The following is a 24,392-nucleotide window of genomic DNA, read 5'->3' on the forward strand; positions in this document are numbered from 1 at the left end:
ATCCAGCGCCTCTGCCAAGATCAGATCAACCCGTCCTTCCTGAGTTGCATTGAAGAGTGCTTGCAGCCCGGGACGCAACATGGACGCACCAGAGACCGCCCGATCAGAATAGGCGTCGACAACAGTCCAGCCTTCCCGCTCTGCACGTTCCCGGCACAAACGCATCTGGTCATCGATGGATGCGTCTCTCTGCATCTGGCTGGAGAAGCGGGCATAGATTGCAACTCGGGTCATCGTCTGGCCTTTCTCTTTAGGTCGATCAAAGCCGCGTAGTCGCGGCCCGCTTCAATGGTTTGGGCGTGGATGTAGTGGTGCTCGGCGGTTCCGAAGCTCGTATGCGCAAGAATTGGTCGAATTAGCTTGGCGTGTTCCGGAGAAGAGCGGGCCAAGGTTGTCGCGGCAGCATCCCGGAAGAAATGCGGTGGGATGCGGCGACCCGTCAGCTTCAGGGTCTGCTCCGCGATCCGGGGGCTCAGCGCATCTTGCTTTAATGGTGCGCCTGTCCTGCCGACCCACAAGACATCGTGTTGTTGTTGGCCACGCTCCATTAAAAAGGGACGGGCTTCGTTGACATAGCGACGCAAGAGCGGCTCAACGCTCTGGGGAACATCAGCCTCCCATGGCTGCCCTGATTTGGTCAGATCCCCCGGGAGCGCGACGGTCATGGTGTCTGCTGTGACATGCAAGGATATGCCAATTTGAAGGCCTGCGAAGGCGCGTCGCCGCATCGGCATCAAAGCCAGCATGGCTATCATGGTGCCATCCCGCAGGCACATCATACGGCGCAGCGGTGTTGGCGCCGCTTCTGCATGACCCGTCGCCAGAATCAGACCTACACGGAATAGAACCTCGCTGGACAACACACGCCCAAGTTTGCGATCCCGATCACCTCGACCCGCGGCGCGCTTCAATCCCGCTTTCAACTTCCGCTGAGCGGACCAGTCCTGCGTAGGGTCAGCCGCGGAGAGGATACGCAAAACGCCGTCAATGAACATCAACTGGGTCATTGGCCGGGTGTGTGAGAGGTCCCGAAGCCAAGCGGACATGCGCGGCAGAGTCGCGCGTCGAGCCGGAGGCAGTGTGATCGCCTTCGCATCGCATGTAATCAGCCATTGCAGCCATCGGGCATAGCGCAACTCCAAAGTCTTCAACGAGGTCGCGCGTAGATGTGAGAGCGCGCCGCAATCGTCAAGCGGTCCACCTCCCGCCTGAAGGTTGAGCCACATCTCCCGGTCTTGCGCGGGCCATTCGTCGAGCGGCAGAACAAGGCTCATCATCGACGCCCTTTCTTAGATTCTATCAGGTCGGCAAAGGCACGTGTTGCCGACCGTGCCTCAAGACCGGAATACATGTTGATGGTGTGGCTGACCTCCGAATGCCCGAGCAACCGGCGCGCAACCTCGTAGCCGCCGGGATTAGCGTCGAGCCAGTTCATCACCGCGAAATGTCGAAACAGGTGGGCGTTCATCTCCAACCCCGTCTCTTTCCGGATCCGTTTGGAGATGCGCGCAGCCAGAACGCCGGGATCAACCGAATGCTGACCATCCCTGCGGGGAAACAGCCAAGGCGTTCCAGCGGGGCAGAGTTCCGGACAGCGAGATTTGAGATGAACGTCGATCATGCGCAATACATCACGCGGGATCTCGAACTCGACAGGTCGCTCATTTTTTGTCTCGCCGTCTTCCAGAACCAGGTAGGCTCGGCCATCACCGGGACGGTGCAGGTGGCGTTCCAGGTGGATGTCAGCCAGGTTCTTCACGCGAACCGGGCAGACCAGCAAGATGGCGATGGCGAGCGCATCTTCGCGTGCCAGAGCCCAGCCATACGGCTTGGACGTGCCGCGTGGTCGCGCGAAAATCCGTTCAGGCAGGAGCAGCAGGCGCTGCTGATGCCGGTCCTCCTGCAACACCCGCAGCCGGCTTCGGTTTTTTTGGGTCATGCCATTCTGAGGCTTGACGGCCAGGCGCGCGGCAAGCCCGGCCAATGCATCGCGGGCGTCATCGGGTGCATTGAGTATCCGGGCCAGGTTGCGGAGCAACGCGGCTATCTCACTGATCATCTTTGTGGCCTGGTTGTTGGTGCGCGATAACATCTGGCGCAAACCCCGTTCAGCCATCACCGGATTGATCAGGACGTCCAATCCGCCAATCTCCGCGATCGGGATACCAGAGTGAACGAGTTCGGAGGCAAACCGAACCAACTGTCTTTGGTATTGGGACAGGGTCGCGGATCGGAGTGCTCTGTTCTGACCGTCATCTGCCAAGGGGTCTGGATTGGACAGACGATGCATCAGCTTTGCAAGAGCAGTTTGGAATGGCGCCGGAAAATCAGTCGCTGGAAAGGTGATGACCTTCCGACGCGTTTCCAGAGGCAGGATGGCCTTGGGCCATGCAGAAATACGTCGGACCGCCAGGTTCCAGCCGTTGACCGCAGCCCGATATGCGACATCCGGTGATTTGCTGATCTCATTATGCGCAAGGGCTTCTCGATAGGCCGCGGCATGGTCTGAACATACGTTGGCAGGCTCAACGCCCTGCCGGTTTAGAAAGTGCACGAAGCGGCAGAGCGCGGGTTGCAATGTCTTGTCACCGGACGCCAGTACATTCGCCCAGAGCGCTTTCCAGGCAGGACGCAGATCTTCGATCCGGTTGAAGCGCCGTTCCACCAGCCCGAAGTGAGAGAGCGCAGCCCGCGCATCACTGACCGCGTTTTGCCAACTCTTTGGTGTGAGACCGAGTGTGGCTGGGGCGATTTTGGCCAAACGAGGTTGCAACCAGCGGCTATCGCAGGGCACATCCTCTGGCGGCAGCCCAAGGGCTTTGGCCACACGGCGCAGGCCGGAGATCAAGTCGCGGCGGCGCGCGTCAGAAAGAGAGGTGTCGGAGTGCAGCTGTTCGATAAGGTCGGCAAACATCGGTGTGTCGGCTTTGACGAAGGCCAATGTCAATGGAACGGGTCTCTGCTTAGTCATCGGGTTTGCGTTCCTTTGGACATGTCAGGTCTCGGGTGGACGGGTGTGGACAGGGGGTCCGATTCGGGAAAAGCGTAGCACAGAAAGTTCGCAACTTACGGGGATGCCCTCTTCCCGAAATGCGCTTAACACATTGACATTAATAGACATTAATGGTCGCGATTACCTACCAGCACTGTGCCTGCCGGTAGGCGGCATGAGCTGCCGGATCAATGCGGATGAGGCGTCCGCCAGGGCCCACCCGAATAACCTCAAGCAGGCCAGCCGCAATCGCACGGCGCACCGTCTTCTCCGAGCAATTGTCCAGTTCAGCGACGTCTTTCACCGACAGAAGTTTGCGGATTTGTTTATTCTTTGCTTTGATCTGTGGCATCCTGATGCGCCTCCTTTTGGTCAGAGGCGTTCCGGCCCAGTTCCCGTACTGTCTGGGCAGCCAACAATCGGACCAACTGGTCAATCGCTGTCTCAACCTGCCGGTGCGCGTGGTTGTCTGAAGGGGGTATGGCAGGAACGCGTGTCATGACATGACCATGACAACGCAGGCTTGCTCATTCTAAGTGTATTGATTGCTTGTTTCCGGCGGGGCCCAACGCTCTTTCTCTTCGCGCTCAAGCCTGTCGCGAAAATCGTCAATATCCACGCGGATCGTCTCACCGCTCAGGATTTGCCCCGGCTCGGTGATCATCTTCACGACGGACTGGATGAAGGTAATCAGTGGCCCTTGCCGTTGTCCTCCCGGGCGGCCGTCTGAGTATGTCGTGTAGGTCAGGGGGCGACCGGCATCTTTCCAGATATAGCAGCAGCTCTCGACGATGTACTGACGGCGTTTGTCGCGTGAGAACCGCTTGTCACGCGGCGACATCTCCGCAGCCGCACCGGGTGTCTCGAAGATGTGTCGAATGTCATCGTTGATGTCCTGAGTAAACGTTGTCGCAGTCTCAAGTTTGTCGAGCATTTGGGGAAGAAGTTCTGCATCATTCGGTGTCGACGCGAAATAGGTCGAAAGCGTGCCCAATGCGTTCCGGAGCTCTTGTGCAGTAATTGTGCCCCGTTTGGCTTCCCGCAGGAGTGTCTTGAGGTGCTTTTGACCTCGTTCAATCGCTTGCGAGCGCCGGACCTCGGTCAGGTTGATTGCGATGTCTTCATCGTTGTTGAGGCAATTCCCAAGAAGCACAGAGAGCTCGCGTACGAGCTTAGTTGGCAGGTCAAACCGTTCAGCCAAGCTCTCGATCATGTCATCAGAGAGAGCACCGCGTTCGCCATAACTGCCGAGCTTCCATGACATCGAGCATTTGATCCCATCCATGTGCGGATAAATGGAGTAGTCACCCTCGGTATCTGCAACGTCATGGTTGCCACTCTGACCGCTGTTCGAATTGGCGCTCATTATATTCTCCGTTTGGAACACTTCAGGGTCAGGCGACTCGTTCAACAGCGGTTGCGCACAACGTCAACGCTGTTTGCTGAGAAAGCGTGCTGATTAAGACGAGTCGACTTTGTCAAAAATTACATACAAATATGAGAACGGAAAGCGAACAATTTGGCTTCGGATTCAGTATCGAACCGCTGGCCCGAACCGCCTGCGCTATTTGGGGGCTGCGGCGCTTCGGGCCAGCTACTAATTGTGGAGAGGGTGACCGTGTGAAACCCAACGAGTAAAAAAACCAGATCAATACACTTAGTTAGCACGAACACAAAATCGGACGTTCCGGGCCGGGATGGGTCTTCCCCGTCTCCGTTGCGCCCGGTTTATTCTTGCTGCTTCCCCTGGTGAACGATCAAAAAAAGCGGTGACCACGGTACGTTCACCAACCGGCCTCCAAAGGTGAACTATGGTTCGGGGACTACCCCAACCCGCACCGATGCGGCTCCTTCTGGCCCGGTGCAGAAACGCGACAACGGAACCCACCGGCCGATGGTTGTCATTCGACACCAGACGGATCGGGGACCGCCGAGACCGTGCGCGGTCAGAGCGGGGCAGGTGAGAAGCCTGTGGGGAAGCGGCTGGCCACCGACAAAAGGCATCGCGTGGATACGAACCTGAAAGCGAAGGGCCTTCTCCCGCATGACGGGGGGAAGGAGCGGGGGCCGGGTATTGTCTGATGGCAAGTCGGGATGTTTGTGGGCTGTGACCAGCCTTTGATGCGCGGCGCAGAGAACGGCAACTCCGAGCCCAACCTGTGAATTTAACTTTCACGCTGCGAATGCACACGGCACTAGAAGTTTCACACAGGTCCGAACCTTATCGCTGCAAGGCAGCGGGAGAACCGGTCACTGGAACTGATCGCAGAGAAACCATCGCAGGCGATGCCAAATAAGAACGGCTGTAGTCAATACATTGGCCTTCATGTTCATACGCGTACCCAAACAACTCAATTTGGTGCAGCGCTCCAGCAGTTTTTTGGTGGTAGATCTCCGGCCAAGGCGAAATCATCGCAGGACATGAACACATAGTTGAATATGCCGACCAGAAAACTGACCACGTTGACTGAGAATACAATGACAATCAGCCTGAGCAAAAGGCGGCGGTTGTGCAATTCAATCGCTTCTGGCACTGCGACGGAAAGCAGAATGTACGCGATGTAAGGGATGGATGGTAGAAGGAGCAATGGCAAGACACCTTGCAGCGCGGTAACGTCAGGAGCCCAGAATGTTGCGGTCATCATCGTGCTTGGCAACAGAAGAAGAACACTGCCCCACCACGTCAGATAGCGCACGTTGTCCTCTGTCCGCTCGATCACCATACCTGCAGCCAATGCGGCAAGCGAAACGAGCCAGATGGTGATGAAATCAGTGTAGAACACCTCGCCATAGGCGCCGAGTGTGAAGCTTATGCGCCAGGTCACCAGGGTGAGGCCGATACATGCGATGAAGAATGTACCGGCCTCGTCGCCCTTGAAGCGATCAGTCATAGCTGAGCGCCAGGGCTTCCGTCACCGGCAGCGACTGGCAGGTCAGGATCGCCCCTTTCGCAATATCCGCGTCCTCGAGCGCCATGCGGGCGCGCATGTGGACATCGCCTTTGGTCAGCTTGGCGCGGCAGGCGCCGCAGACGCCCGACTGGCAGGAAAAGGGTGGTTTCAGCCCTGCGGATTTGGCCGCTTCGAGAACCGTTTGCCCCTTGGCCACGTCGATGGAATGCCGGGTGCCGCCGAGTGTGATGTCTGCCGTTGCGGCCACGCCTTCAACGCTGGTGTCGAGCTCTGCCACGCCGCCATAGCTTTCCATGTGGATGCGGTTGGCGGGCACGTCGAGCGACATCAATGCGGCCTTGACCGCCTTGTTCATCCCGCCCGGCCCGCAGATATAGTAGTGCGCGTCCTGCGCATAGGGTGGGTTCTCGGCGATCAGCGCCTCGATCGCGGGTTTGTCGATAATGCCCTTGCGCCAGTAATCGGCAGAGGACCAGAAACCGGGTTTGGAAAAGATGTGATGGACCGTCATCCGCTCGGGATTGGTTTCCCAGACGGCGTTCAGTTCATCGTGCAGCAGAATGGATTTTTCGTTGTTGTTGCCATAGGCCAGATGCGCGAAGGAGTTGGGCTCTGCCGCCATGACCGAGCTGAGCATCGCATAAAGCGGTGTGATGCCAGAGCCGGCGCCAAAGAAGTAATGCGTGCGTCGCGACGTTGCGCCGGGATCGAGGCAGAACCCGCCAAAGGGCGGCATCACCTCGATCACGTCTCCTTTCCGCACGTTGTCGTTGATGTGGTTGCTGACCACACCGTCCCGAACCCGCTTCACTGTGATCCGCAGCGGATCACCGGTGAAAGGCGAGGACGAGATCGAGTAGCTGCGGCGCTGTTCCTCTCCGTTCACCGCAATGCGGAACGACAGGTGCTGGCCGGGCCGCCAGGCGAAGGTTTCGCGCAGGCCGTCAGGCACGTCGAACATGACCGTCCTGGCCATGCCGCCGATTTCGTCGCGGGTGTCGAGAACGGTCAGCGGGTGGAAGCTGCGTGCGTTCATTTGCCCTCTCCCAACCATTCGAGAACGACCTTCTGGTGATCGACCACCGGGCTTTCGCCGACGGCGGCGGGACCAGTTTCGAAATAAGGGGATTTCAACGATTTCTGCTGCTGTTCGCAGGCATAGATATCCTCGCCGGTGAAGTCGCCCGCGACCATCGGGTCATCCTCGCTCATGGCGTCATGGTCTTCGTACTTGCCGCTGAGGCCGAACTTGGTCCAGAAATTCGAGGACCGCATTTCCTGCTTGGCAAAATCCCAGCCAGAGCTGTTCGAGACCCGCCCCCGGTTGCTGACGCGGGTCAGTTCAGGGCCCAGCGGTTCGACAATGAAGATGTTCCAGCCATCCTCGGACCCGGCCAGCCCGATCCCCGGGAACAGCATCGGTACCCAGGCGCCGTTCATGTCCTTTGGGATCACCCGTGGGGCGATCAGCTTGGCCTCCTGATCCTTTAGGAATGCCTCGACCGGCGGTTCCCAGAACATGTAGTGGGGGCCTTCCCAGTGGTATTTCGCCGCCTTGTGGTCATACATCTGCAGCGTGTTCGAATGCAGATGGCTCAGGTGGTAGACGTCGATGTAATTCTCGACCACCACCTTCCAGTTGGCCTTGATCTCGTAGCTGTTGTTCAGTTCTTCGTATTCGACCAGTTCTTCGGGAACGTGCGGGCCGATATGCGGCTCGACCGGCCCGAACCATTCGGCGATCGAGGGCGCGTCGGGGTCGGGGTGCACAAAGATCATCGACTTCCAGATGTCGACCCTGGCGGGTTTCAGGCCCAGGCAGGATTTGTCGACCTGACCGAATTCTTCCTGTTCTTCGGGCACCGAGATCAGGTTGCCCTCCAGATCATAGGTCCAGTCGTGATAGGGGCAGGTCAGCGCCTTTTGCGTCTTGCCGACGGCGCGGATCAGTTGCGTGCCGCGGTGGCGGCAGATGTTGTGAAACGCACGCAGGCGGCGGTCGCGGCCCATCACGATGAAGATGTTGTTCAGTCCGGCCTGAACGGTGATGTACTGACCGGGTTCGCTGACATCCTCCATGAACCCCGCGTAGCGCCAGGTTTTTGAGAAGATGTCGCGCATTTCGCGGTCGAACCACGCCTGCGAGGTATAGGCCTCGACGGGCAGCAGGTGCAGCATTCGGGTCATTCAAGTACTCCTAAGAATGGTATCAGCCCCAACCGGGCAGAAAATCGGCCATCACCAGCAGGATGCAGAAGACGATCCAGGCGATCAGGATCAGCCAGTACAGAACCGGGTCTTCTTCGCGCGTCACGTCCGACAGCAGGAACGCATAGCCCGTGTGGTAACTCTGGACCGTCCAGTAGAGGAACAGCAGCCCCCAGAGCGACTGATAGCCAAGTGCCGTCGTGATCATCAGCGCGGCGAAGGCGACGTAGTTGAGTGCGCGGGTCTGATTCATGATGGGTCGTTCAATCCTTCCAGCAGGTTACGCGCGAGGGTGTAGGCGGTTTGCGTCCAGTCTTGCGGCATGCTCAGCGGCGCCAGGGACGCCACGTTCAGATACAGCGCGATAATGCCATGGGCCGCGGCGTCGACGGCGTGATGGTCGGCTTGCGGGTAGTCTTTGCGCAGCACTTGGGTGATCGCGGCCTCGAAGCCCAGCATGGACTCGCGGCAGGCGGCGCGCAGGTCGGCGTCCTCGGCAGCGCGTGCTGTCAGCGCAGCGAAGGCCAGCACCATATCCGGGGACGACCCGGCGGTGTCGGTAAACAGAAGATCGACCAGCGCCGCACCGGCCGCGTCCGGCGGCAGGGCTTCGATCAGGGCCTCGGTCTGTTCGGCAAAGCTGTGCAGAACATAGTCCTGCAGCGCCGCAATCATTTCTTCGCGATTGCCCAGATGGTGCCGGATCAGCGGGCGGGTCAGCCCGGCCTCGGCTGCAATCTGGGTCAGAGAGGCGCCCTCTAATCCAAAGCGTGCCACACATCGCACCAGTGCCTGCATCACCTGCGCATAGCGTTCGTCGCGGTTTGAAGGACGCCCAACCATGTCAGTTCCAGTATTTCAGCCGCAATGTCGATACAGCGGCCTCGCCAGCGGTAACCGCCGCATCCTCGAATTTCGACGGCAAGCCGCGGCGCCCCATGGCGGCAAAGGCGTAGCCCTCGGTCGGCACTTCGCCTTTCATGTCCAGGTCGCCGTCCAGATCTTCGTCATGCAACGCGGCAAAGGCATAAGCCCCCTGCGGCAGATCGTGAAAGGTGACCGCGACCTTAGTGCCTGCGGCCGGAACAAGGGCCATCGCGGCGGCCTTGGTCATGTCCATCGCCTGAAAGGCTTCGGCCTGATCGAAGGCTGCCACGATCACCGCGCCGTTCCCGTTCCGAAGCCCGTCGACGGTCACAGAGAGGGGAGCGGTTTCGGGCGATTGGGCGAGCGCCCCGCATCCGAGGGCTGCGGCAAGGCCAGCGGCTGAGGGGAGTTTGAAAGATCGCATCGGGTCACCTTAAATTGTCATCTTTGACAGCATTTAGGGAGATGCGAGTTGATTGTCAATGATGACAGCAAATGTTTAGAAAGCGGCGGCAGCGCCAGCGCATCAGACGGCTGGCTCAGCGACCGAAGCCCGGCACCGCTCCGCCATCATGTCGGGATGGAAGGTCAGCCCCTCAAACAGTGCCTGAGCCCAGTGCAAAGCCCCGGAGGTGAGCAGGAACACCTCGGGCACGATCACCCATTCTCCGATCCAGGCACCGCCCGACCTTTCATGTTCATGCAGCGTGAATTCTCCGATCTGTTCGGCTTGCTGCCGGCCAAGGCGGGAGACTGCTTCCATGAATTCGGAAGCCCGCTGATTGCGCTTGTGGTGCATGGACGAGGACGCACCCTTGCCGTTGACATGATCTTCGGAGACCTCGGCAATGTCGGATGATGACAGCAGGTTGATATTGTGGGCAATCTTGCAGAGCGAGGCGCAAAGGACGCCGAGCGCAGCGACGATATCCGCTATGCTATCGCGGGCGTTCTGCCAATGCGGCTCGACAACGCCAAGGCCGAGACGTTCCGCAACAGCGGATTTGATCCGTTCTCCGGATCCGTTCTCATAACCTCGCAGGTCTCCGACCGGGCCGCCGATCTGCACGTTGAGACCTCGGGTAGCGGCTTGCTGCAAAGCCTCGTTGCGCCGCACAAGCTCCGAGCGCCAGACGGTCAGCTTGGTTGCCAATTTCACGGGAACGGCGTGTTGACCATTGGTGCGCCCCATTAGCACGGTCGAGGGGTGGGCGCGGATATGGCCGTCCAGCAGACCGATCAGCCGGGTTGTGCCGGTCTCAATTTCCGCAAGGCCAAGCTTCATCTGCATGACCGTGGCCGTATCCATGATGTCCTGCGTGGTGGCCCTGTGGTGAACGTGGCACCCGTGCTCGCCCGCCAGCGCGCGCAGCTGTTTCACCAGCCCCACGATGGGGCGGCCGACCAGGTCCATCTCGGCGGCCAGCGCTTCGGTGTCCAGATCGGAGACGCCGACAGTTTCGATCACCGCAGCCGCGTTATCGGGGATCAGTTTCAGATCGGCCTGACAGCGGGCAAGGATCTGTTCGACTTTCAGCCAGGCGGCGATGGTGGCAGGCTCGGACCAGATCCTCCGCATTTCGGCGGAGGAGAAGCAGTTGCGGTAGATTCGGTAATCAAGCATCGTCCAGCCCACCCTCTGCGATCCGGCGTTCCTTCATGATCGACCGGATGCGCAAGCCCATGGCGACGAGCCCGAGCAGCAGGAAACCGGCGGCGATGGGGCGTTCGATGAAGATGAGCGCGCCGCCATCGGACATCAGCAATGCTTGACGGAACGTTTCCTCGGCCCCCTTGGCCAGCACGAACGAGATCACGAACGCCGCAACGTTGAAGTCGAACTTGCGCATCAGCCAGCCCACGAAACCGGCCACGGTCATGACGGTCACGTCGAACATCGAACCGCGGGCGGAATAGGCGGCGACAAAGGCGGTCATGAAGATCAGCGGGTAGAGCACGTTGACCGGAACTTTCAGGATCAGGCGCGCGACCTGCGTGGCGCCGAAATAGCCGATCACCCCGTAGGCAAGGATCCCCAACATCCCGCAGGCAAAGAGCTGATAGACCAGTTCCTTGTCCGTTAGGAACAGGGTGGGGCCGACCTGAATGCCGTGGATCAGGAAGACGCCCAGCAGGATGGCCCCGATGGTCGAACCCGGGATGCCGAGGGTCAGAAGCGGTGCCATCGACGGGCCGGACACAGCGTTGTTGGCGGCCTCGGGCGCGGCGACGCCCTCCAATGCGCCCTTGCCCCATTGCTCGGGGTTCTTGGCGCGGCGCTTACCCTCGCCGTAGGAGATGAAGGCCGCGATGGCCGAGCCGAGCCCCGGCAGAACGCCGATCCCCGCCCCGATGAACCCGCCCCGGACGGCGTGCGGGATGCAGGGTTTGTATTCTTCGTAAGTGAGGCTGTGCCCGGTGGGATCGCTTTCGTTTTCCCGGACCTCGCCTTTTGCCTTCTTGCGCTCTTCGAGTTGGGCAAAGACCTCGCCCAGCACGAAGACACCGATCATGAGCGGGACTAGGCCGATGCCGTTCGACAGCTCGAACGAACCGAACGTGTACCGTTCCTCGCTGGAGATCGGATCGAGGCCGACCATGGCCACGAGGATGCCGAGCAGGGCCGAGATCAGGCCCTTGGTGACCGATTTTCCGATCACCGACCCGATCACCACGAAGGCTGCGAAATAGATGGCGAAGGTTTCGGGCGGGCCGAGCTTGAGCGCGATGGCGGCGATGAACCCTACGCCGATCACGAGCATGAAATCACCCATGAAATCACCGATGACCGACGAGATTGTGGCGACCTTCATCGCCTTTCCGGCCTTGCCGGCGCGGGCCAGCGGATAGCCGTCGATCTGCGTTGCGGCACTTGCCGCCGTTCCGGGCGTGTTGAACAGGATCGCGGCAACCGAGCCGCCATAACGCCCGGATTTGCCGATCACATAGAGGAACGCCAGCGCAAACAGTGGCGACATGTAGAAGGTGATGGGCAGGAGCATTGCGATGGCCGCGGAGGCGGTGAGGCCGGGCGTGGCGCCGACGATCATGCCGACGGCAGCAGCCAGAACGATGGCGAACAGAAGCGTCGGATCGGTGATGACCGACAGAAGGGCGGGAAAGATCTCCATTAGGTTTACCCCCGGAACCAGTCGAGCAGGTCGAACACCTCGCCATAGGGCGGGAAGACACCGAGCAGCTCGAAGAAGATGATGTGGAAGATGAGCGGGCAGGCGATCATGGATACAGCCAGCCCGATCCAGTTGCGGACACCGAAGATGTAGAGAACCACCGGAGCAACAATTGCCGTGGGCAGGACATAGCCAAACCAGCGGAAGGATTGCTGATAGATCAGCGCAACCGCAAACAGGATCAGGATGTCGAGCGTGCCGGTGTCACGTTCTTGGGCAACGTCGTGACCTGTCTGCGTGGCGCGCATCCCGCTGAACAACAACAGGCCTGAAAGCGCCAGAAGGGCAACCGAGGCAGCGAATGGCACGACCCCGGCCCAGGTGTCGCCGGGGCTTGCGGCAGGGACCTGCCAGGCGCCCCAGATCGCGATCAGAGACAATAGCGCGAGTACAATTCCTTCGACCATATCCCGCATGGCGTCCTCCTTCGGAAATAGTTGAGATGGGATGGCCGGGCCGGAGCTGATGCCGGCCAGACCACCGCCCGGCTCAGTTGTTCAAGGTCTCGACCAACGGAGCGGCATCCGCTTTCATTGCGGTCAATGTGGCCTTGGCGTCTGCCCCACTTGCGTAGACCGGGCCGGTGCCGCGTTCGGCCAGAAGCTCGGCGAATTCCGGCTTGGCGGCAATCTCGGCCAGTGCCGTTTCCATGGCGGAAATGACTTCGGTCGGTGTGCCTTTGGGCGCGAATACGATCACGGGAGACGACACGGCGGCGAAGGGAAGGCCCAGCTCTCCGAAGGAGGGAACATCGGACATGATCGTGTCGCGGTCAGCGCTGTTGATGGCCAGGGCGCGCAGTTGCTCTTCAAATCCACGAAGCTGCTGCACCCCAAGGAAGCCGAAATCGGCCTGCTCACCGATCAGGGCCGCACGGGTTGGGCCGCCGCCTTTGAATGGGACATCCTGCGCTTCGATCCCGTTATTGGCCAGGAAGCCGAGACCGCCCACATGGTGGAATCCACCGCGACCGGAATGGGCCCAACGCAGCGAACCAGGATCTGCCTTTGCCGCGTCAATGACATCCTGCACGGTCTGATAGGGGCTGCCCGTCGGCACCATGAGAGACGTGCGCAACTGACCAACCTGCGCCACGAAATCAAAGCTGTCCAGCGCGTCGATTTTGGTGTCGCGCGTCATGGTCGACAGCAGGAACGACCCGCCCGAGGTCATCATCATCGTGTATCCGTCAGGCCGGGCCCCGACCACGGCATTGGCGCCATTGAGCCCGCCCGAGCCGGGCTTGTTCACGACGACAACCGGCACATCCAGCACACCTTCTGCGGCGGCAGAGATGGCACGCGCATAGGCGTCTGTCCCGCCCCCGGCCTTGTAAGGCACGACCAGGTTGATGGGGCGTTTTGGCCAGTCAGCCGCGTGGCTGGCAGTGGCGGTCGCGACCAGCGCCGCCGCAGCTGTAACAGCACCAAGGAATGCTCTGCGTTTCATTTGGGCTCCTCCAAAAATAGTGACGCAGCCTTTCTAGCAGGCGCTTGGATTGCGATTTCTGCAAAGATAGCATCTAATACTGCAAAATAGTAAAGAGTCGAGGCTATGAACATCAAAGCGCTTCGCGCCTTCCGCTATGCCTTTTCCGAAGGCTCCGTCGCCGCCGCCTCTGAGGTCATGCATCTGAGCCAGCCTGCCATCAGCCGATTGATCAGCGGTCTGGAAGCTGAACTGAAACTAAGGCTGTTTGACCGCAGCGGGCGCAGCCTGTCCCCCACCACAGAAGGGATTGCGTTCTACCGCGAGGCCGGGCGCATCCTCGACAATCTTGACGAGATTCCCCGGATTGCAGGGGAAATCCGGGCGGGCCGGACCGAAAGCCTCAGGATCGTGACGATGCCACGGATTGCCCAATTCCTGTCTGCGCCCGCTGTCGGGCAGTTCATTCAAGCGTACCCTGACGTAAACGTGACCCTCGATGTGCGCGCCCGCCGCGAGGCTGGAAAATGGCTGGCCGGGCAGGAATACGACATCGGCATCGCGGCCCTTCCGGTCAGCCATCCTGATATTCGGACGGCACCGCTGGTCCGGGTCCGGGCATTGGCCATTCTGCCGAAGGACCATCCGTTGTCGGATGCAGACCAAGTGACCGCCGATCAGCTCGCCAACGATACCGTCATTCGTTTGATGCATGGGCTGCTGCTGCGCGATCAGTTGGATGACACATTCAATTCGGCAGGCGTGACGCCGCGCAAAACGCACGAAGTTTCTGCATCGCAGCTGGCCTGCGCTCTGGTCGCGGAAGGTGCTGGGATCACGATTGCGGATGAGATGGTTGCCCACCCGTTTCGATGCAGGGTTTCTGTGGTTCCAATCGAGCCCGAGAGATGGATGACGTTTGGTTTGTTACTCCCTAAGGTGCAAAAGCCCAACGAGGCCGCAGACTGTTTTAGGGAGATCCTGGCCCTGCACGTCGACCATGTGTGCTCCTCAAGCCAAACCATGCACAGCCTAACTCGCAGGCAAAATGGTTGAGCTGAATTTCACCGGAGCCATGAATGGGACAAAATCGCGCTCGCCGTTGATTTTTCCCTCACAAAGATCGGTTTGTTGCGCGCCTCAATCGCACGATCAGCCTGCAGCGAATGGTCGGTATGGATATTGGCCAAAGCTGCACGGGTGAATGGCCGGAAACGGGAAATCTGCTGCGGCGCCACGAGCGTGATGCTGCAACTGCACGGGTCTTTCTGCGACAGCAGTATGCGAAAACCTCAAGGTCTGGAAGGTCCGCAAAGCAGTTGCTGGTCGACTACTAGTCGAATATCCACTTTAGGCATGGTTTTTACAATCAGATTGCTCTTGTTAACTTTGGCCTTAAGTTCATCTGGGTATTCTCAGAAGCGCTGTGGTTCGACAAAGGCCAAATCCTGCTCCCGCAACCATTCTTCTAGGCCGAATATCAAACACTTAGCCTCGCAACCCGCGGGGCGTTTTGCATTGGAGCTTTGGCGCTGGAAGCACCGTGGAAGCAATAGGGGTTAGAAAACTGCGCAGCTGGCCCCCAACAGTATTTTGCGTCACCTCGGTACAAGGTCCTCAAGTTCAGGCATTAGAACAACGCTTTCCTGTTCGTTCGGGTCCGTGCGCGCGATAACTGCAACTGCGGGTTCATTCCCATCGTTGAACGGAAGGTGCGGAGTGTTTGCCGGTATATAGATCAGGTCTCCTGCTTGCGTTTCCATAACGTGTTCCAGCCTGTCGCCCCAATACATCTTCGCAGACCCGGAAATCACATAAATCGCGGTTTCATGTGTCTCATGTTTATGCGCCCTGGCGCGCCCTCCGGGCGGGACCGTAAGCAGATGCATGCAGATAGCTTGGCTTCCTACCGTCTGTCTGGCGATGCCTTCGAAGTAATCGAACCCCTGTTTCCCGGTATAGGTTTCGCCGGGGCGCAGTTTCACACAATCCGCCATTTAGGTATTCCTTCCTAAGACTTGAGCGAGATAATGATACGCCAGCTTCGCTACGAAACGTAGGGAAATCACAGGCGGGTTGCGGGTAGAGGAACTTAAGAGCCAAATAAACGAACCGCATGCCGGGGGATACGGCCTGAGATAAATAAGGACAAAGAAAGCCATATTCGCGGACGTTACTCATACCAAACTGTGCACGTAGCCATGAGAGGTCTGCACCTCGAACAACCCCCTCCAAAATCATCCCTGTTGGGCGGCCACATGGAGTGTTGCCAGTGAAGAACCTTGGAAAGATTTCATTATCTCGGGTCAGAAAAAGGGTCCGGAGGGGTGTTCAATCGCAGATGCCGTATGAATGCCCGTGCGATCCTTGGAACCGGATTTTGATCCGAGACCACAAAATGGCCCCGGTACCGCATTGGAGATTCAAATCGGACAAATGCCAGATCGGGAGATCGGTAATGGTAGACGGGAAAGGGATTGATAACAGACAGCCCCAGTCCTTCGCGCGCCATGTCGGCAGCGGCAAATGAGGTTGAAACTTCGGCAACGATCCTCGGTTTGGCACGCACCTGTTGAAGCAACCGGTCCAGCTGCCCGCGCCGCCCGTGTCGATATGTCAGTGCGATCAACTCTTGCTCATGCAGGTCTGAAGGCGTCAGAACGGTGCGTTCAGACAGAGGATGTTCAGGGCGCATGACGCAAACGGCTGGTGACTCGCGAAATGGAATAAGTTTGATGCCAGCGCGGCTTTGTTCAATCCCGGTCACGGCAAGATCAAATCGATTCTCAAGCACGCCTAGCGTGACCATATCTGATGTTGTCACCTCAAGGTTTACGAAAAAACCGGGATTCCCGCGAATGAAACTGGCGATGAGGGAAACGATGTATCGATGAGCGTAGCTGGGTGGTGCAACGAGACGCAGTGTTTCTTGCACTGTTTCGCCCGGGCCATCGATCCTGTCCAAAGCCTCGAACAAAGGATCCAATCGCATATTCAGCCTTACGGCTTCTTGCGTCGGTCGCAATCTGCCTGCATCCCGTTCGAACAGTGTTCTACCCAACCGATCCTCCAGGCTGCTGACCGAGCGACTGACCGCAGACTGAGACAAGCCGAGCTGTCGTGCGGCGGCTGCTGTTGTTCCAGACTGCATGAGCGCACGGAGCGCCTGGTATTCCGGCAAAGAATGCCAGTTGCGAGGTTTCTTCATTGCTGGGCACCCGCATGATTCCGACTAGCTCTATGAGTAAAACTCATCAAGATTTTTTACAATTATGATGATTACGTCTGTTAGCGTGTGTCGAAATGACACTAACCTGGGTAAAGTGAGTTTGAGCACCTCCCCTCTTATCTTTGATGGGCACAATGATGTTCTGTCAAAACTGGCCTCGTCAGGTGGTCTGCCCGAAGCGGGCCGTTTCCTGACCGGGCTCGAAGGTGCGATTGACTCTGTTAAATCCAAGGCCGGTGGATTTGGCGGAGGCTTCTTTGCCGTTTGGGTGCCTTCGCCTATCGATGCCGATGCAAAAATGGAAGAAATGGTCCAGCCCAGCTATGACCTGCCGCTTCCCAATCATATTGACGCTGAAGATGCTCTGCCTTCAGCGCTGGGGCAGATTGCGATCCTGCTGGAACTGGAACGTTTGGGGGCGTTGAAAGTGGTTCGATCGGTTTCGGATATCCGGAACAGCATGGCGCAAGGCCAGATGGCGGCCATTTTTCACATTGAGGGTGCCGAGGCGATTGATGCCGATCTGCATTCGCTTGACGTGTTTCATGCAGCGGGGTTGCGATCGCTTGGGCCAGTGTGGAGCCGACCCAACATTTTCGGCCATGGTGTGCCGTTTAGATATCCATCGGGGCCGGATACTGGCCCTGGATTGACAGATCATGGACTGCGGCTTGTGCAGCGTTGCAACGCGCTGGGGATCATGCTGGATTTGTCGCATCTCAATGAAAATGGTTTCTGGGATGTAGCGCGGTATTCGGATGCGCCTTTGGTCGCCACGCATTCGAATGCCCATGCCATCTGTCCGCACGCGCGGAATCTGACCGATGACCAGCTTCGCACCATCGCGGAAAGCGACGGGATGGTCGGGTTGAATTTTGCCACTGCGTTTCTGCGCGAGGATGGTCGGATGCTTTCCGATGTGCCGTTGACGCAGGTTCTGAAGCACCTTGACCACCTGATCGGGATAATGGGTGAAGACCGGGTCGGGCTTGGGTCCGATTATGACGGGGCAGTCGTGCCGGACGACGTGAAGGACGTCTCGATGCTGCCTCGATTGAGGGATGCCATGGTGACCCATGGATACGGCGAAGAGCTCATCAAGAAGCTCTGCCACGAAAACTGGTTGCGTGTTCTTGAGAAGACCTGGGGATCGTAACCGTTAGTGAAGACTTGATGACAGAGAGGACAAAATGAACGCATTTAACAGATTGCTTACCGGTGCGGCGCTGGGATTGGCGCTGGCCGTGACCTCGACTTCGGCAATGGCCGAAACGCCGCCGAACATGCTGGTTATTGCGCATCGTATCGACGATATCACGACGCTGGATCCGGCCGAAAGCTTTGAGTTTGCGGGTTCGGATGTCAGCCGGAATGTCTATCAGAAGCTGGTGAACTTCGACCCGCTCAATCTGGATGCCGGCTATCAGCCCGACATCGCTGAAAGTTGGGATGTGTCTGAAGACGGCAAATCGATTACTTTCAATATCAGGGAAGGACTGACCTTTCATTCCGGGAATCCGGTGACGGCCGAAGATGTTGAATTTTCACTGCGTCGTGCGATCATTCTAAACAAGACCCCGGCATTTATCCTGACCCAGTTTGGGTTCACGCCGGAAAATGTCGAACAAACGATTGTCGCGGATGGCAACACTCTGACAATCACAACGGACAAACCCTATGCGACATCCTTCGTTCTGAACTGTCTGACCGCTACCATCGGCGGCATTGTCGATAAGAAGACGGTGATGGAACACGACAAGGATGGCGATCTGGGCAACGAATGGCTCAAGACCAATACTGCTGGATCTGGTGCTTATAGCCTGGTCAGTTGGAAGCCCAATGAAAGCGTAACACTGAAGTCGAACCCTGATTTCTACTTGGGTGCTCCGGCCATGGAGCGTGTGGTTGTCCGCCACGTTCAGGAAAGCGCCAGCCAGCGCCTGTTGCTGGAACGTGGTGATATCGATGTCGCGCGCAACCTGAACCCAGAAGATGTTGCCGGCGCTTCATCTGTTGCCGGCGTAAAGATCGCAGACGAGCTTAAGGGCCGCCTGATGTATGTTTCGCTGAGCCAGAAACACCCCGAGCTTAGCAAGCCTCAGGTTCGGCAGGCGTTCAAATACCTGGTTGACTATGAAGGGATGCGTGACAGCTTCCTGAAGGGGCAATACACGATCCACCAGAATTTCCTGCCCCAAACCTATCTCGGTGCCTCTGACGAAACGCCGTTCAGCTTTGATGTTGAAAAAGCCAAGGCACTGCTGGATGAAGCAGGTGTAAGCGGGCTTGAGATTGAAGTTGGTGTACGTGAAGCGCAGGAACGGATCGAAATCGCCCAGTCGCTGCAGAATGCGCTGAGTCAGGTTGGCATCACGATGAACATCACCGTGGGAACCGCCAAACAAATTCTGGCGCGGTATCGTGCGCGGGAACTGGATGTTTATCTTGGCGCATGGGGGCCGGACTATCCCGACCCGCAGACGAACGCAGGTACCTTTGCCTATAACCCGGATAACTCGGACGAAGCCAATGCCACAGGATTGCTGGCATGGCGGAATTCTTGGGATACCGGCGGGCTGACCGACAAAACGGACGCGGCTGTTGTCGAAAACGACACCGCGAAACGCGCTGACATGTACAAGGAAATCCAGGCCGAGTTCCGCGAGACTTCGCCGTTTGTCATCATGTTCCAGCAGATCGAGCAATCGGCCCTGCGTGAAAACGTGACGAATTTCTCAACCGGTCAGGCGATAACTTCGGCGTCGTATTGGCAGGTGACCAAGTAAATGGCACTGGCCGAAAGACCAACTGAGGGGCGCCGCTCGGCGCCTCTTATCCATTGGATCAAGAGTATCCTGAAAACTATTGGCACCATCGCAATTACAATGCTGGGTCTGCTTTTCGTGACCTTCATTATCGGTCGCGTGATGCCGATCGACCCGGTGCTGGCGATCGTAGGCGAACGCGCATCGCAATCGACTTATGATGCGGTCTATCAACAGCTTGGCCTTGATAAACCGCTGCTGGTTCAGTTTGGATATTACCTTTGGGATGTTTTGCACGGCGATTTTGGCGATTCACTTCTGAATGCGCGCCCGGTTTCTCAGGATATTGCCCGCGTCTTCCCTGCTACGCTGGAATTGGCGACATTGGGTGTTTTGATTGGCATATTTCTGGGTGTTCCGCTTGGTGTGATCGCCGCAGTCAAGCGCGGATCGTGGATCGATCAGATCGCCCGTGTGGTCGCGCTTGTCGGGTATTCAATGCCAATATTCTGGCTGGGGCTCATGGGGCTTTTGGTCTTTTATGGGATACTTGGCTGGGTCGGTGGCCCGGGCCGCCTGGATATCTTCTATGAAGACCTTGTTCCCACGCGAACAGGGTTGATCTTGCTTGACAGTGCCTTGGCCCAGGATTGGGATGTTTTCCGGAACGCGTTGTCCCATATCATCCTGCCCGCAGCTTTGCTGGGGTACTACTCGCTTGCCTACATTAGCCGGATGACCCGATCCTTCATGCTGGAACAGTTGTCAGCCGAGTATGTCATCACTGCCCGCGTCAAAGGGCTGTCTGAAAGGCAGGTTATCTGGCGCCACGCCTTCAAGAATATCCGAGTGCAGCTGATCACAGTGATCGCACTGAGCTATGCCAACTTGTTAGAAGGATCAGTTCTGACCGAGATCATCTTTAGCTGGCCGGGGATCGGCAGCTATATCACGACGGCTTTGCTGAGCGCCGATATGAATGCCGTTCTTGGAGGAACCGTTGTGGTCGGGCTGATCTTTATCTGCCTGAACATATTCTCGGATCTTCTTTACCGATTCTTTGATCCGAGGTCGAAATGAGCGACATGACCTTGCGCCAGTGGCTGCTGACCGACGAGCCGACTTCGCGCCGCCATGCCAGATTGGCCAGCTTCTACAAAGGCTGGCTGACTTTGCGATCAAACTCGATGGCAATGGTCGGGTTTGCGATCCTTGTCATCCTTGTTCTGACAGCGGTCTTTGCGCCTTTTCTCGCGCCGCATGATCCCTTTGTTCAGAGCCTGTCCAGCCGTCTTCTTCCCATCGGGGCTGAAGGGCACTTGCTGGGAACCGACAGCTTGGGGCGGGATATTCTGTCACGCCTGATCTATGGGGCCCGAATTACACTGTACATCGTGGCGCTTGTGGCGCTCATCGCACCGATTGCGGGGCTTCTGGTCGGGACGGTTGCGGGATATGTGGGGGGATGGACGGATGTAATCCTCATGCGCATCACGGATATTTTCCTCGCTTTTCCACGACTTGTTCTGGCGTTGGCGTTTGTCGCGGCGCTTGGGGCAGGGATTGAAAACGCGGTTCTGGCAATCTCGCTCACGGCATGGCCGCCCTATGCGCGTATGGCACGTGCAGAAACCCTGACCATCCGGTCAACCGACTATATCAACGCGATCCGCCTTCAGGGTGCCGGGCCGCTGCGCATCATCACCCGGCATATCTGGCCACTGTGCATCTCATCTTTGATCGTGCGGGTCACGCTGGATATGGCCGGGATCATCCTGGCCGCCGCCGGCCTTGGTTTTCTGGGGTTGGGGGCACAACCTCCAAGTCCGGAATGGGGTGCCATGATATCCGAGGGTCGACGTTTCATCCTTGATCACTGGTGGGTGGCAACGGTGCCGGGGCTAGCAATTTTCACGGTTTCGCTGGCCTTCAACCTATTGGGTGATGGCCTGCGGGACGCGCTTGATCCAAAGGACGGTGGCCAATGAACTTACTCGACATCGAAGATCTGTGGGTTCGTTTCCCAACCCGTCAGGGCGTGTTTGACGCCGTGCGTGGCGTGTCGTTTTCGCTCGGGCGCGAGCGTCTGGGGATTGTCGGCGAAAGCGGCTCGGGCAAGTCGATGACGGGACGGGCCATTCTGCGCCTGATCCGAAATCCGGGTATCGTCGAGGCCAAACACATCAATCTGGAAGGCCGAGACCTGATGAAGCTCAGCGAGCGCGAGATGCGTGAGGTGCGAGGCAAGCAGATCTCGATGGTGATGCAGGACCCCAAGTTTTCTCTGAACCCGGTGGTCACGGTTGGCGAGCAACTTATGGAGGCATACCTCCAGCACAATTCCGGCTCTAAGGCCCACGCGAAAAAGATGGCTATCGAGATGTTGGATAACGTCTCAATCCGTGATCCTGAGCGGGTGATGCGAGCATACCCGCATGAGGTGTCTGGGGGTATGGGGCAGCGCATTATGATTGCGATGATGTTGATTCCCAATCCCAAGATTCTGATTGCCGACGAACCAACTTCGGCGCTTGATGTCAGTGTTCAGCGGCAGGTGCTGAACATCATGGATGGATTGGTCAAGGAACGGGGGATGGGCCTGATATTCATCAGCCACGACCTGAATCTGGTGTCTGAGTTCTGTGACCGTGTCCTCATCATGTATTCTGGTCGGATCGTCGAGGTCTGCGAGGCTGACAAGCTGCATCAGGCCCAACATCCCTATACCCAGGGCTTGCTAAACTCGCTGCCGCGCCTTGATGAAAAATGCACCCACCTGAGTGTTCTCACACGCGATCCGTCTTGGTCCGAAGCCCCGAGCGTGAGGGGCTGAAATGAAGGCACTGGAAATCAACCATCTGAATGTCTGGTTTGGTCACGCGCACGACCGGGTCGATGCGGTGAAAGACGCAAACCTTGAAGTCGCGCAGGGCGAGAGTTTTGGCCTTGTTGGCGAAAGCGGTTCCGGCAAGTCGACAATTCTGAGGGCAATAACGGGGCTTGCACCGCAATGGTCGGGCACAATCCGCGTAGAAGGTCAGGCTATATCCGGGTCCCGGCGGGATCGGTCATTCTTTCGGACCGTCCAGATGGTGTTTCAGGACCCCTACGCGTCTTTGCATCCGCGGCACACTGTTGATCAGGTTCTCAGTGAAACAATTCATCTGCATGGGTTTGAAGATATCGATAAACGCGTGAGCGATTTGCTCAACGACGTCGGACTTGGGCGAAGATTCCGGTTTCGGTATCCACACCAGCTTTCCGGTGGTCAACGACAACGCGTGGCAATCGCAAGGGCCTTGGCAGGTGAGCCGGACATTTTGCTTTTGGACGAACCCACGTCGGCTTTGGATGTCAGCGTTCAGGCCGAGGTGCTCAACCTGCTGACTGACCTGCGCAAACAGCGCGGATTGACCTATCTGATGGTATCTCATGATCTTCCGGTTATCGCACATATGTGCGAGCAATTGGCAGTTATGAGAAATGGTGAAATAGTTGAGGTCATGTCCTCGGAAACTCTGCGTTTGGGGAACCCAAGCCACGAGTATTCCAAGCAATTGTTGACCGCATCTGTTGCCCCAAACCAGTAGCGACTTCGTTAGAAGCGGGATTTATCCTTCGTATGATCAGTTCGGGTGACGCACGACAGCGGCCTTTAGCATTTCCTGTGTGAACGCATCCTGTGATTAATAAGGACCGTGTTGGCGGTACAGCGATCGAGATATTGGAAAAGGCTACAAATTGTGCAACCGTGAAGTATGCAAGGAATGCAATATAAATTCTGGCAACGAGGTCACTGATGAAAAGCAAGGTGCAATACTTGGCGATAGCGTTTGCGTTACTGATCGCACCGCCTATTTCAGCCCAGCAATCTGACTGGTCTTTTGCGGGCACCGCTTATCTGTTCATGGCCGAAACGGATATTTCCCTTAGAACACCAAGTGGAACAATCGACGGCACGTTGAGTTTTTCAGACGCTCTCGAAAACCTGGACTTTGCGTTTATGGGCGGCATTTCCGCGTCTAACGGGCGCTGGTTGTTGCTTGCTGACTATAACTACACCGATTTGACGTTCAGTAATTCAACTCCCGGCCCAGCGTTTTCGAGTTTGGACACCTCCGCCACCACGCAATTTCTCAGCGGCTATGTCGGATACCGTGTTTATGAGACACCCGCGATCAGCGTGGCCCTTGCCGGCGGGTTCAGGTGGTTCAGCACGGAAACCACATTCCGATTGCAACCGGGGATCGTCGCCGGGCGAAGTGTGACGATCGACGACAACTGGACTGATCCGGTCGTCGCTGCCCGCGCACGAGTTCGGATTTCTGACAAATGGTCAGGGACCGGATTTGTGGATTACGGTGGATTTCGGAGCGGTAGCGAAACCTGGCAAGTTCTGCTGACCGCGGATTATGAAATCAATGACAGATGGCTGATCCGGGGCGGCTACCGCTATATCTCCTTTGATCATGAGATCAACGGCAATGATTTCAGGTTTGACCAGTCAGGCCCGTTGCTGGGGGCAACATACAGGTTCTGAAGATAACGTCAGGCGCATCCTTTGATACTAACCTGTTACGTGTTGGGGGTTGGACGATGACTTGGGGAAACGGATGGCGCTCGGATGGTGCCTGGCCATTGCGGATCGTGTTGACCAATTCTATGGGCCTGTCACGGAATTGTGCCGACTGAGCAGCCTCATCTGACTGGTCCGATTTGATTGTTAGTGCATCATCGGCCTGTGATCCATCGGGATGATGGTTTCAGGTGCTGGCGGGCGATAGCCCAGTGCACTGTGGG

25 protein-coding genes are annotated in these 24,392 nt (G+C 57.7%); 8 read left to right on the plus strand and 17 right to left on the minus strand.

Annotated elements, in window-relative coordinates; translation table 11 throughout:
• The 15 genes from AC2FNC_RS15365 to AC2FNC_RS15435 form a co-directional block, all read right to left on the minus strand.
• On the minus strand, positions 1-234 hold a 234-nt coding region (locus AC2FNC_RS15365), incomplete at its 3' end, for a recombinase family protein (protein ID WP_496715800.1).
• On the minus strand, positions 231-1,274 hold the full coding sequence (locus AC2FNC_RS15370) for a tyrosine-type recombinase/integrase (RefSeq protein WP_480521523.1): 1,044 nt from the start codon (positions 1,272-1,274) through the stop codon (positions 231-233). The genes AC2FNC_RS15365 and AC2FNC_RS15370, both read right to left, overlap by 4 nt.
• A complete protein-coding gene (locus AC2FNC_RS15375; RefSeq protein WP_480625619.1) occupies positions 1,274-2,971 on the minus strand; it encodes a tyrosine-type recombinase/integrase in 1,698 nt (565 codons plus the stop codon). Before AC2FNC_RS15375 ends, AC2FNC_RS15370 begins: the two co-directional genes overlap by 1 nt.
• A 166-nt stretch (positions 2,972-3,137) precedes the next feature.
• On the minus strand, positions 3,138-3,344 hold the full coding sequence (locus AC2FNC_RS15380) for a helix-turn-helix domain-containing protein (protein ID WP_480442453.1): 207 nt from the start codon (positions 3,342-3,344) through the stop codon (positions 3,138-3,140).
• Positions 3,345-3,524: 180 nt separating this feature from the next.
• Positions 3,525-4,358: a hypothetical protein gene (locus AC2FNC_RS15385; RefSeq protein WP_480555495.1), complete on the minus strand. Its 834-nt coding sequence runs from the start codon at positions 4,356-4,358 to the stop codon at positions 3,525-3,527.
• Positions 4,359-5,343: 985 nt separating this feature from the next.
• On the minus strand, positions 5,344-5,883 hold the full coding sequence (locus AC2FNC_RS15390; RefSeq protein WP_480481474.1) for a hypothetical protein: 540 nt from the start codon (positions 5,881-5,883) through the stop codon (positions 5,344-5,346).
• Positions 5,876-6,940: a 2Fe-2S iron-sulfur cluster-binding protein gene (locus AC2FNC_RS15395; RefSeq protein WP_496715802.1), complete on the minus strand. Its 1,065-nt coding sequence runs from the start codon at positions 6,938-6,940 to the stop codon at positions 5,876-5,878. The genes AC2FNC_RS15390 and AC2FNC_RS15395 overlap by 8 nt, the downstream gene beginning before the upstream one ends.
• Positions 6,937-8,091 (minus strand): aromatic ring-hydroxylating oxygenase subunit alpha, encoded by a 1,155-nt coding sequence (locus AC2FNC_RS15400; protein WP_480481470.1) that lies wholly within the window; start codon positions 8,089-8,091, stop codon positions 6,937-6,939. Before AC2FNC_RS15400 ends, AC2FNC_RS15395 begins: the two co-directional genes overlap by 4 nt.
• A gap of 22 nt (positions 8,092-8,113) precedes the next feature.
• Complete coding sequence (locus AC2FNC_RS15405) at positions 8,114-8,365, minus strand: hypothetical protein (RefSeq protein WP_480481468.1); 252 nt, start codon at positions 8,363-8,365, stop codon at positions 8,114-8,116.
• Complete coding sequence (locus AC2FNC_RS15410; RefSeq protein ID WP_496715804.1) at positions 8,362-8,955, minus strand: TetR/AcrR family transcriptional regulator; 594 nt, start codon at positions 8,953-8,955, stop codon at positions 8,362-8,364. Before AC2FNC_RS15410 ends, AC2FNC_RS15405 begins: the two co-directional genes overlap by 4 nt.
• Position 8,956: 1 nt before the next feature.
• Positions 8,957-9,403 carry a DUF2141 domain-containing protein gene (locus AC2FNC_RS15415; RefSeq protein ID WP_480481464.1) on the minus strand — a complete coding sequence of 149 codons (447 nt, stop codon included), beginning with the start codon at positions 9,401-9,403 and terminating at the stop codon, positions 8,957-8,959.
• A gap of 102 nt (positions 9,404-9,505) precedes the next feature.
• The gene (locus tag AC2FNC_RS15420; protein ID WP_496715806.1) at positions 9,506-10,603 is read right to left on the minus strand and encodes a lyase family protein; all 1,098 of its coding nucleotides are present in this window, start codon (positions 10,601-10,603) and stop codon (positions 9,506-9,508) included.
• On the minus strand, positions 10,596-12,110 hold the full coding sequence (locus AC2FNC_RS15425) for a tripartite tricarboxylate transporter permease (RefSeq protein WP_496715807.1): 1,515 nt from the start codon (positions 12,108-12,110) through the stop codon (positions 10,596-10,598). The genes AC2FNC_RS15420 and AC2FNC_RS15425 overlap by 8 nt, the downstream gene beginning before the upstream one ends.
• 5 nt (positions 12,111-12,115) lie before the next feature.
• Positions 12,116-12,586, minus strand: a complete 471-nt coding sequence (locus AC2FNC_RS15430) for a tripartite tricarboxylate transporter TctB family protein (protein WP_496715808.1) — start codon at positions 12,584-12,586, stop codon at positions 12,116-12,118.
• Between the two features lie 73 nt (positions 12,587-12,659).
• Complete coding sequence (locus tag AC2FNC_RS15435) at positions 12,660-13,619, minus strand: tripartite tricarboxylate transporter substrate binding protein (protein WP_496715809.1); 960 nt, start codon at positions 13,617-13,619, stop codon at positions 12,660-12,662.
• A 105-nt stretch (positions 13,620-13,724) separates the two neighbouring features.
• Here AC2FNC_RS15435 and AC2FNC_RS15440 point away from each other — a divergent pair, with 105 nt between their 5' ends.
• Entirely contained in the window at positions 13,725-14,654 is a 930-nt protein-coding gene (locus AC2FNC_RS15440; RefSeq protein WP_480481453.1) for a LysR family transcriptional regulator, read from the plus strand.
• Between the two features lie 542 nt (positions 14,655-15,196).
• On the opposite strand, the gene AC2FNC_RS15445 is transcribed toward AC2FNC_RS15440, so the two are convergent.
• Positions 15,197-15,595: a cupin domain-containing protein gene (locus AC2FNC_RS15445; protein ID WP_480518273.1), complete on the minus strand. Its 399-nt coding sequence runs from the start codon at positions 15,593-15,595 to the stop codon at positions 15,197-15,199.
• A 299-nt stretch (positions 15,596-15,894) separates the two neighbouring features.
• Positions 15,895-16,806, minus strand: coding sequence for a LysR family transcriptional regulator (locus AC2FNC_RS15450; protein WP_496715812.1), 912 nt, complete (start codon positions 16,804-16,806; stop codon positions 15,895-15,897).
• A 121-nt stretch (positions 16,807-16,927) separates the two neighbouring features.
• Here AC2FNC_RS15450 and AC2FNC_RS15455 point away from each other — a divergent pair, with 121 nt between their 5' ends.
• The 7 genes from AC2FNC_RS15455 (at position 16,928) to AC2FNC_RS15485 (ending at position 24,132) form a co-directional block, all read left to right on the plus strand.
• On the plus strand, positions 16,928-17,983 hold the full coding sequence (locus tag AC2FNC_RS15455) for a dipeptidase (protein ID WP_480518278.1): 1,056 nt from the start codon (positions 16,928-16,930) through the stop codon (positions 17,981-17,983).
• Between the two features lie 34 nt (positions 17,984-18,017).
• A complete protein-coding gene (locus tag AC2FNC_RS15460) occupies positions 18,018-19,613 on the plus strand; it encodes an ABC transporter substrate-binding protein (RefSeq protein ID WP_480474887.1) in 1,596 nt (531 codons plus the stop codon).
• On the plus strand, positions 19,614-20,672 hold the full coding sequence (locus AC2FNC_RS15465) for an ABC transporter permease (protein WP_480474888.1): 1,059 nt from the start codon (positions 19,614-19,616) through the stop codon (positions 20,670-20,672).
• Positions 20,669-21,580, plus strand: coding sequence for an ABC transporter permease (locus AC2FNC_RS15470; RefSeq protein WP_480474889.1), 912 nt, complete (start codon positions 20,669-20,671; stop codon positions 21,578-21,580). The genes AC2FNC_RS15465 and AC2FNC_RS15470 overlap by 4 nt, the downstream gene beginning before the upstream one ends.
• Entirely contained in the window at positions 21,577-22,425 is an 849-nt protein-coding gene (locus tag AC2FNC_RS15475; RefSeq protein WP_209506685.1) for an ABC transporter ATP-binding protein, read from the plus strand. Before AC2FNC_RS15470 ends, AC2FNC_RS15475 begins: the two co-directional genes overlap by 4 nt.
• A 1-nt stretch (position 22,426) precedes the next feature.
• On the plus strand, positions 22,427-23,182 hold the full coding sequence (locus AC2FNC_RS15480; protein ID WP_480554287.1) for an ABC transporter ATP-binding protein: 756 nt from the start codon (positions 22,427-22,429) through the stop codon (positions 23,180-23,182).
• 209 nt (positions 23,183-23,391) lie between these two features.
• Positions 23,392-24,132, plus strand: a complete 741-nt coding sequence (locus AC2FNC_RS15485; protein WP_480474891.1) for an outer membrane protein — start codon at positions 23,392-23,394, stop codon at positions 24,130-24,132.
• Positions 24,133-24,392: the final 260 nt, after the last annotated feature.

This window comes from Ruegeria sp. BHSA123 (assembly GCF_059613425.1).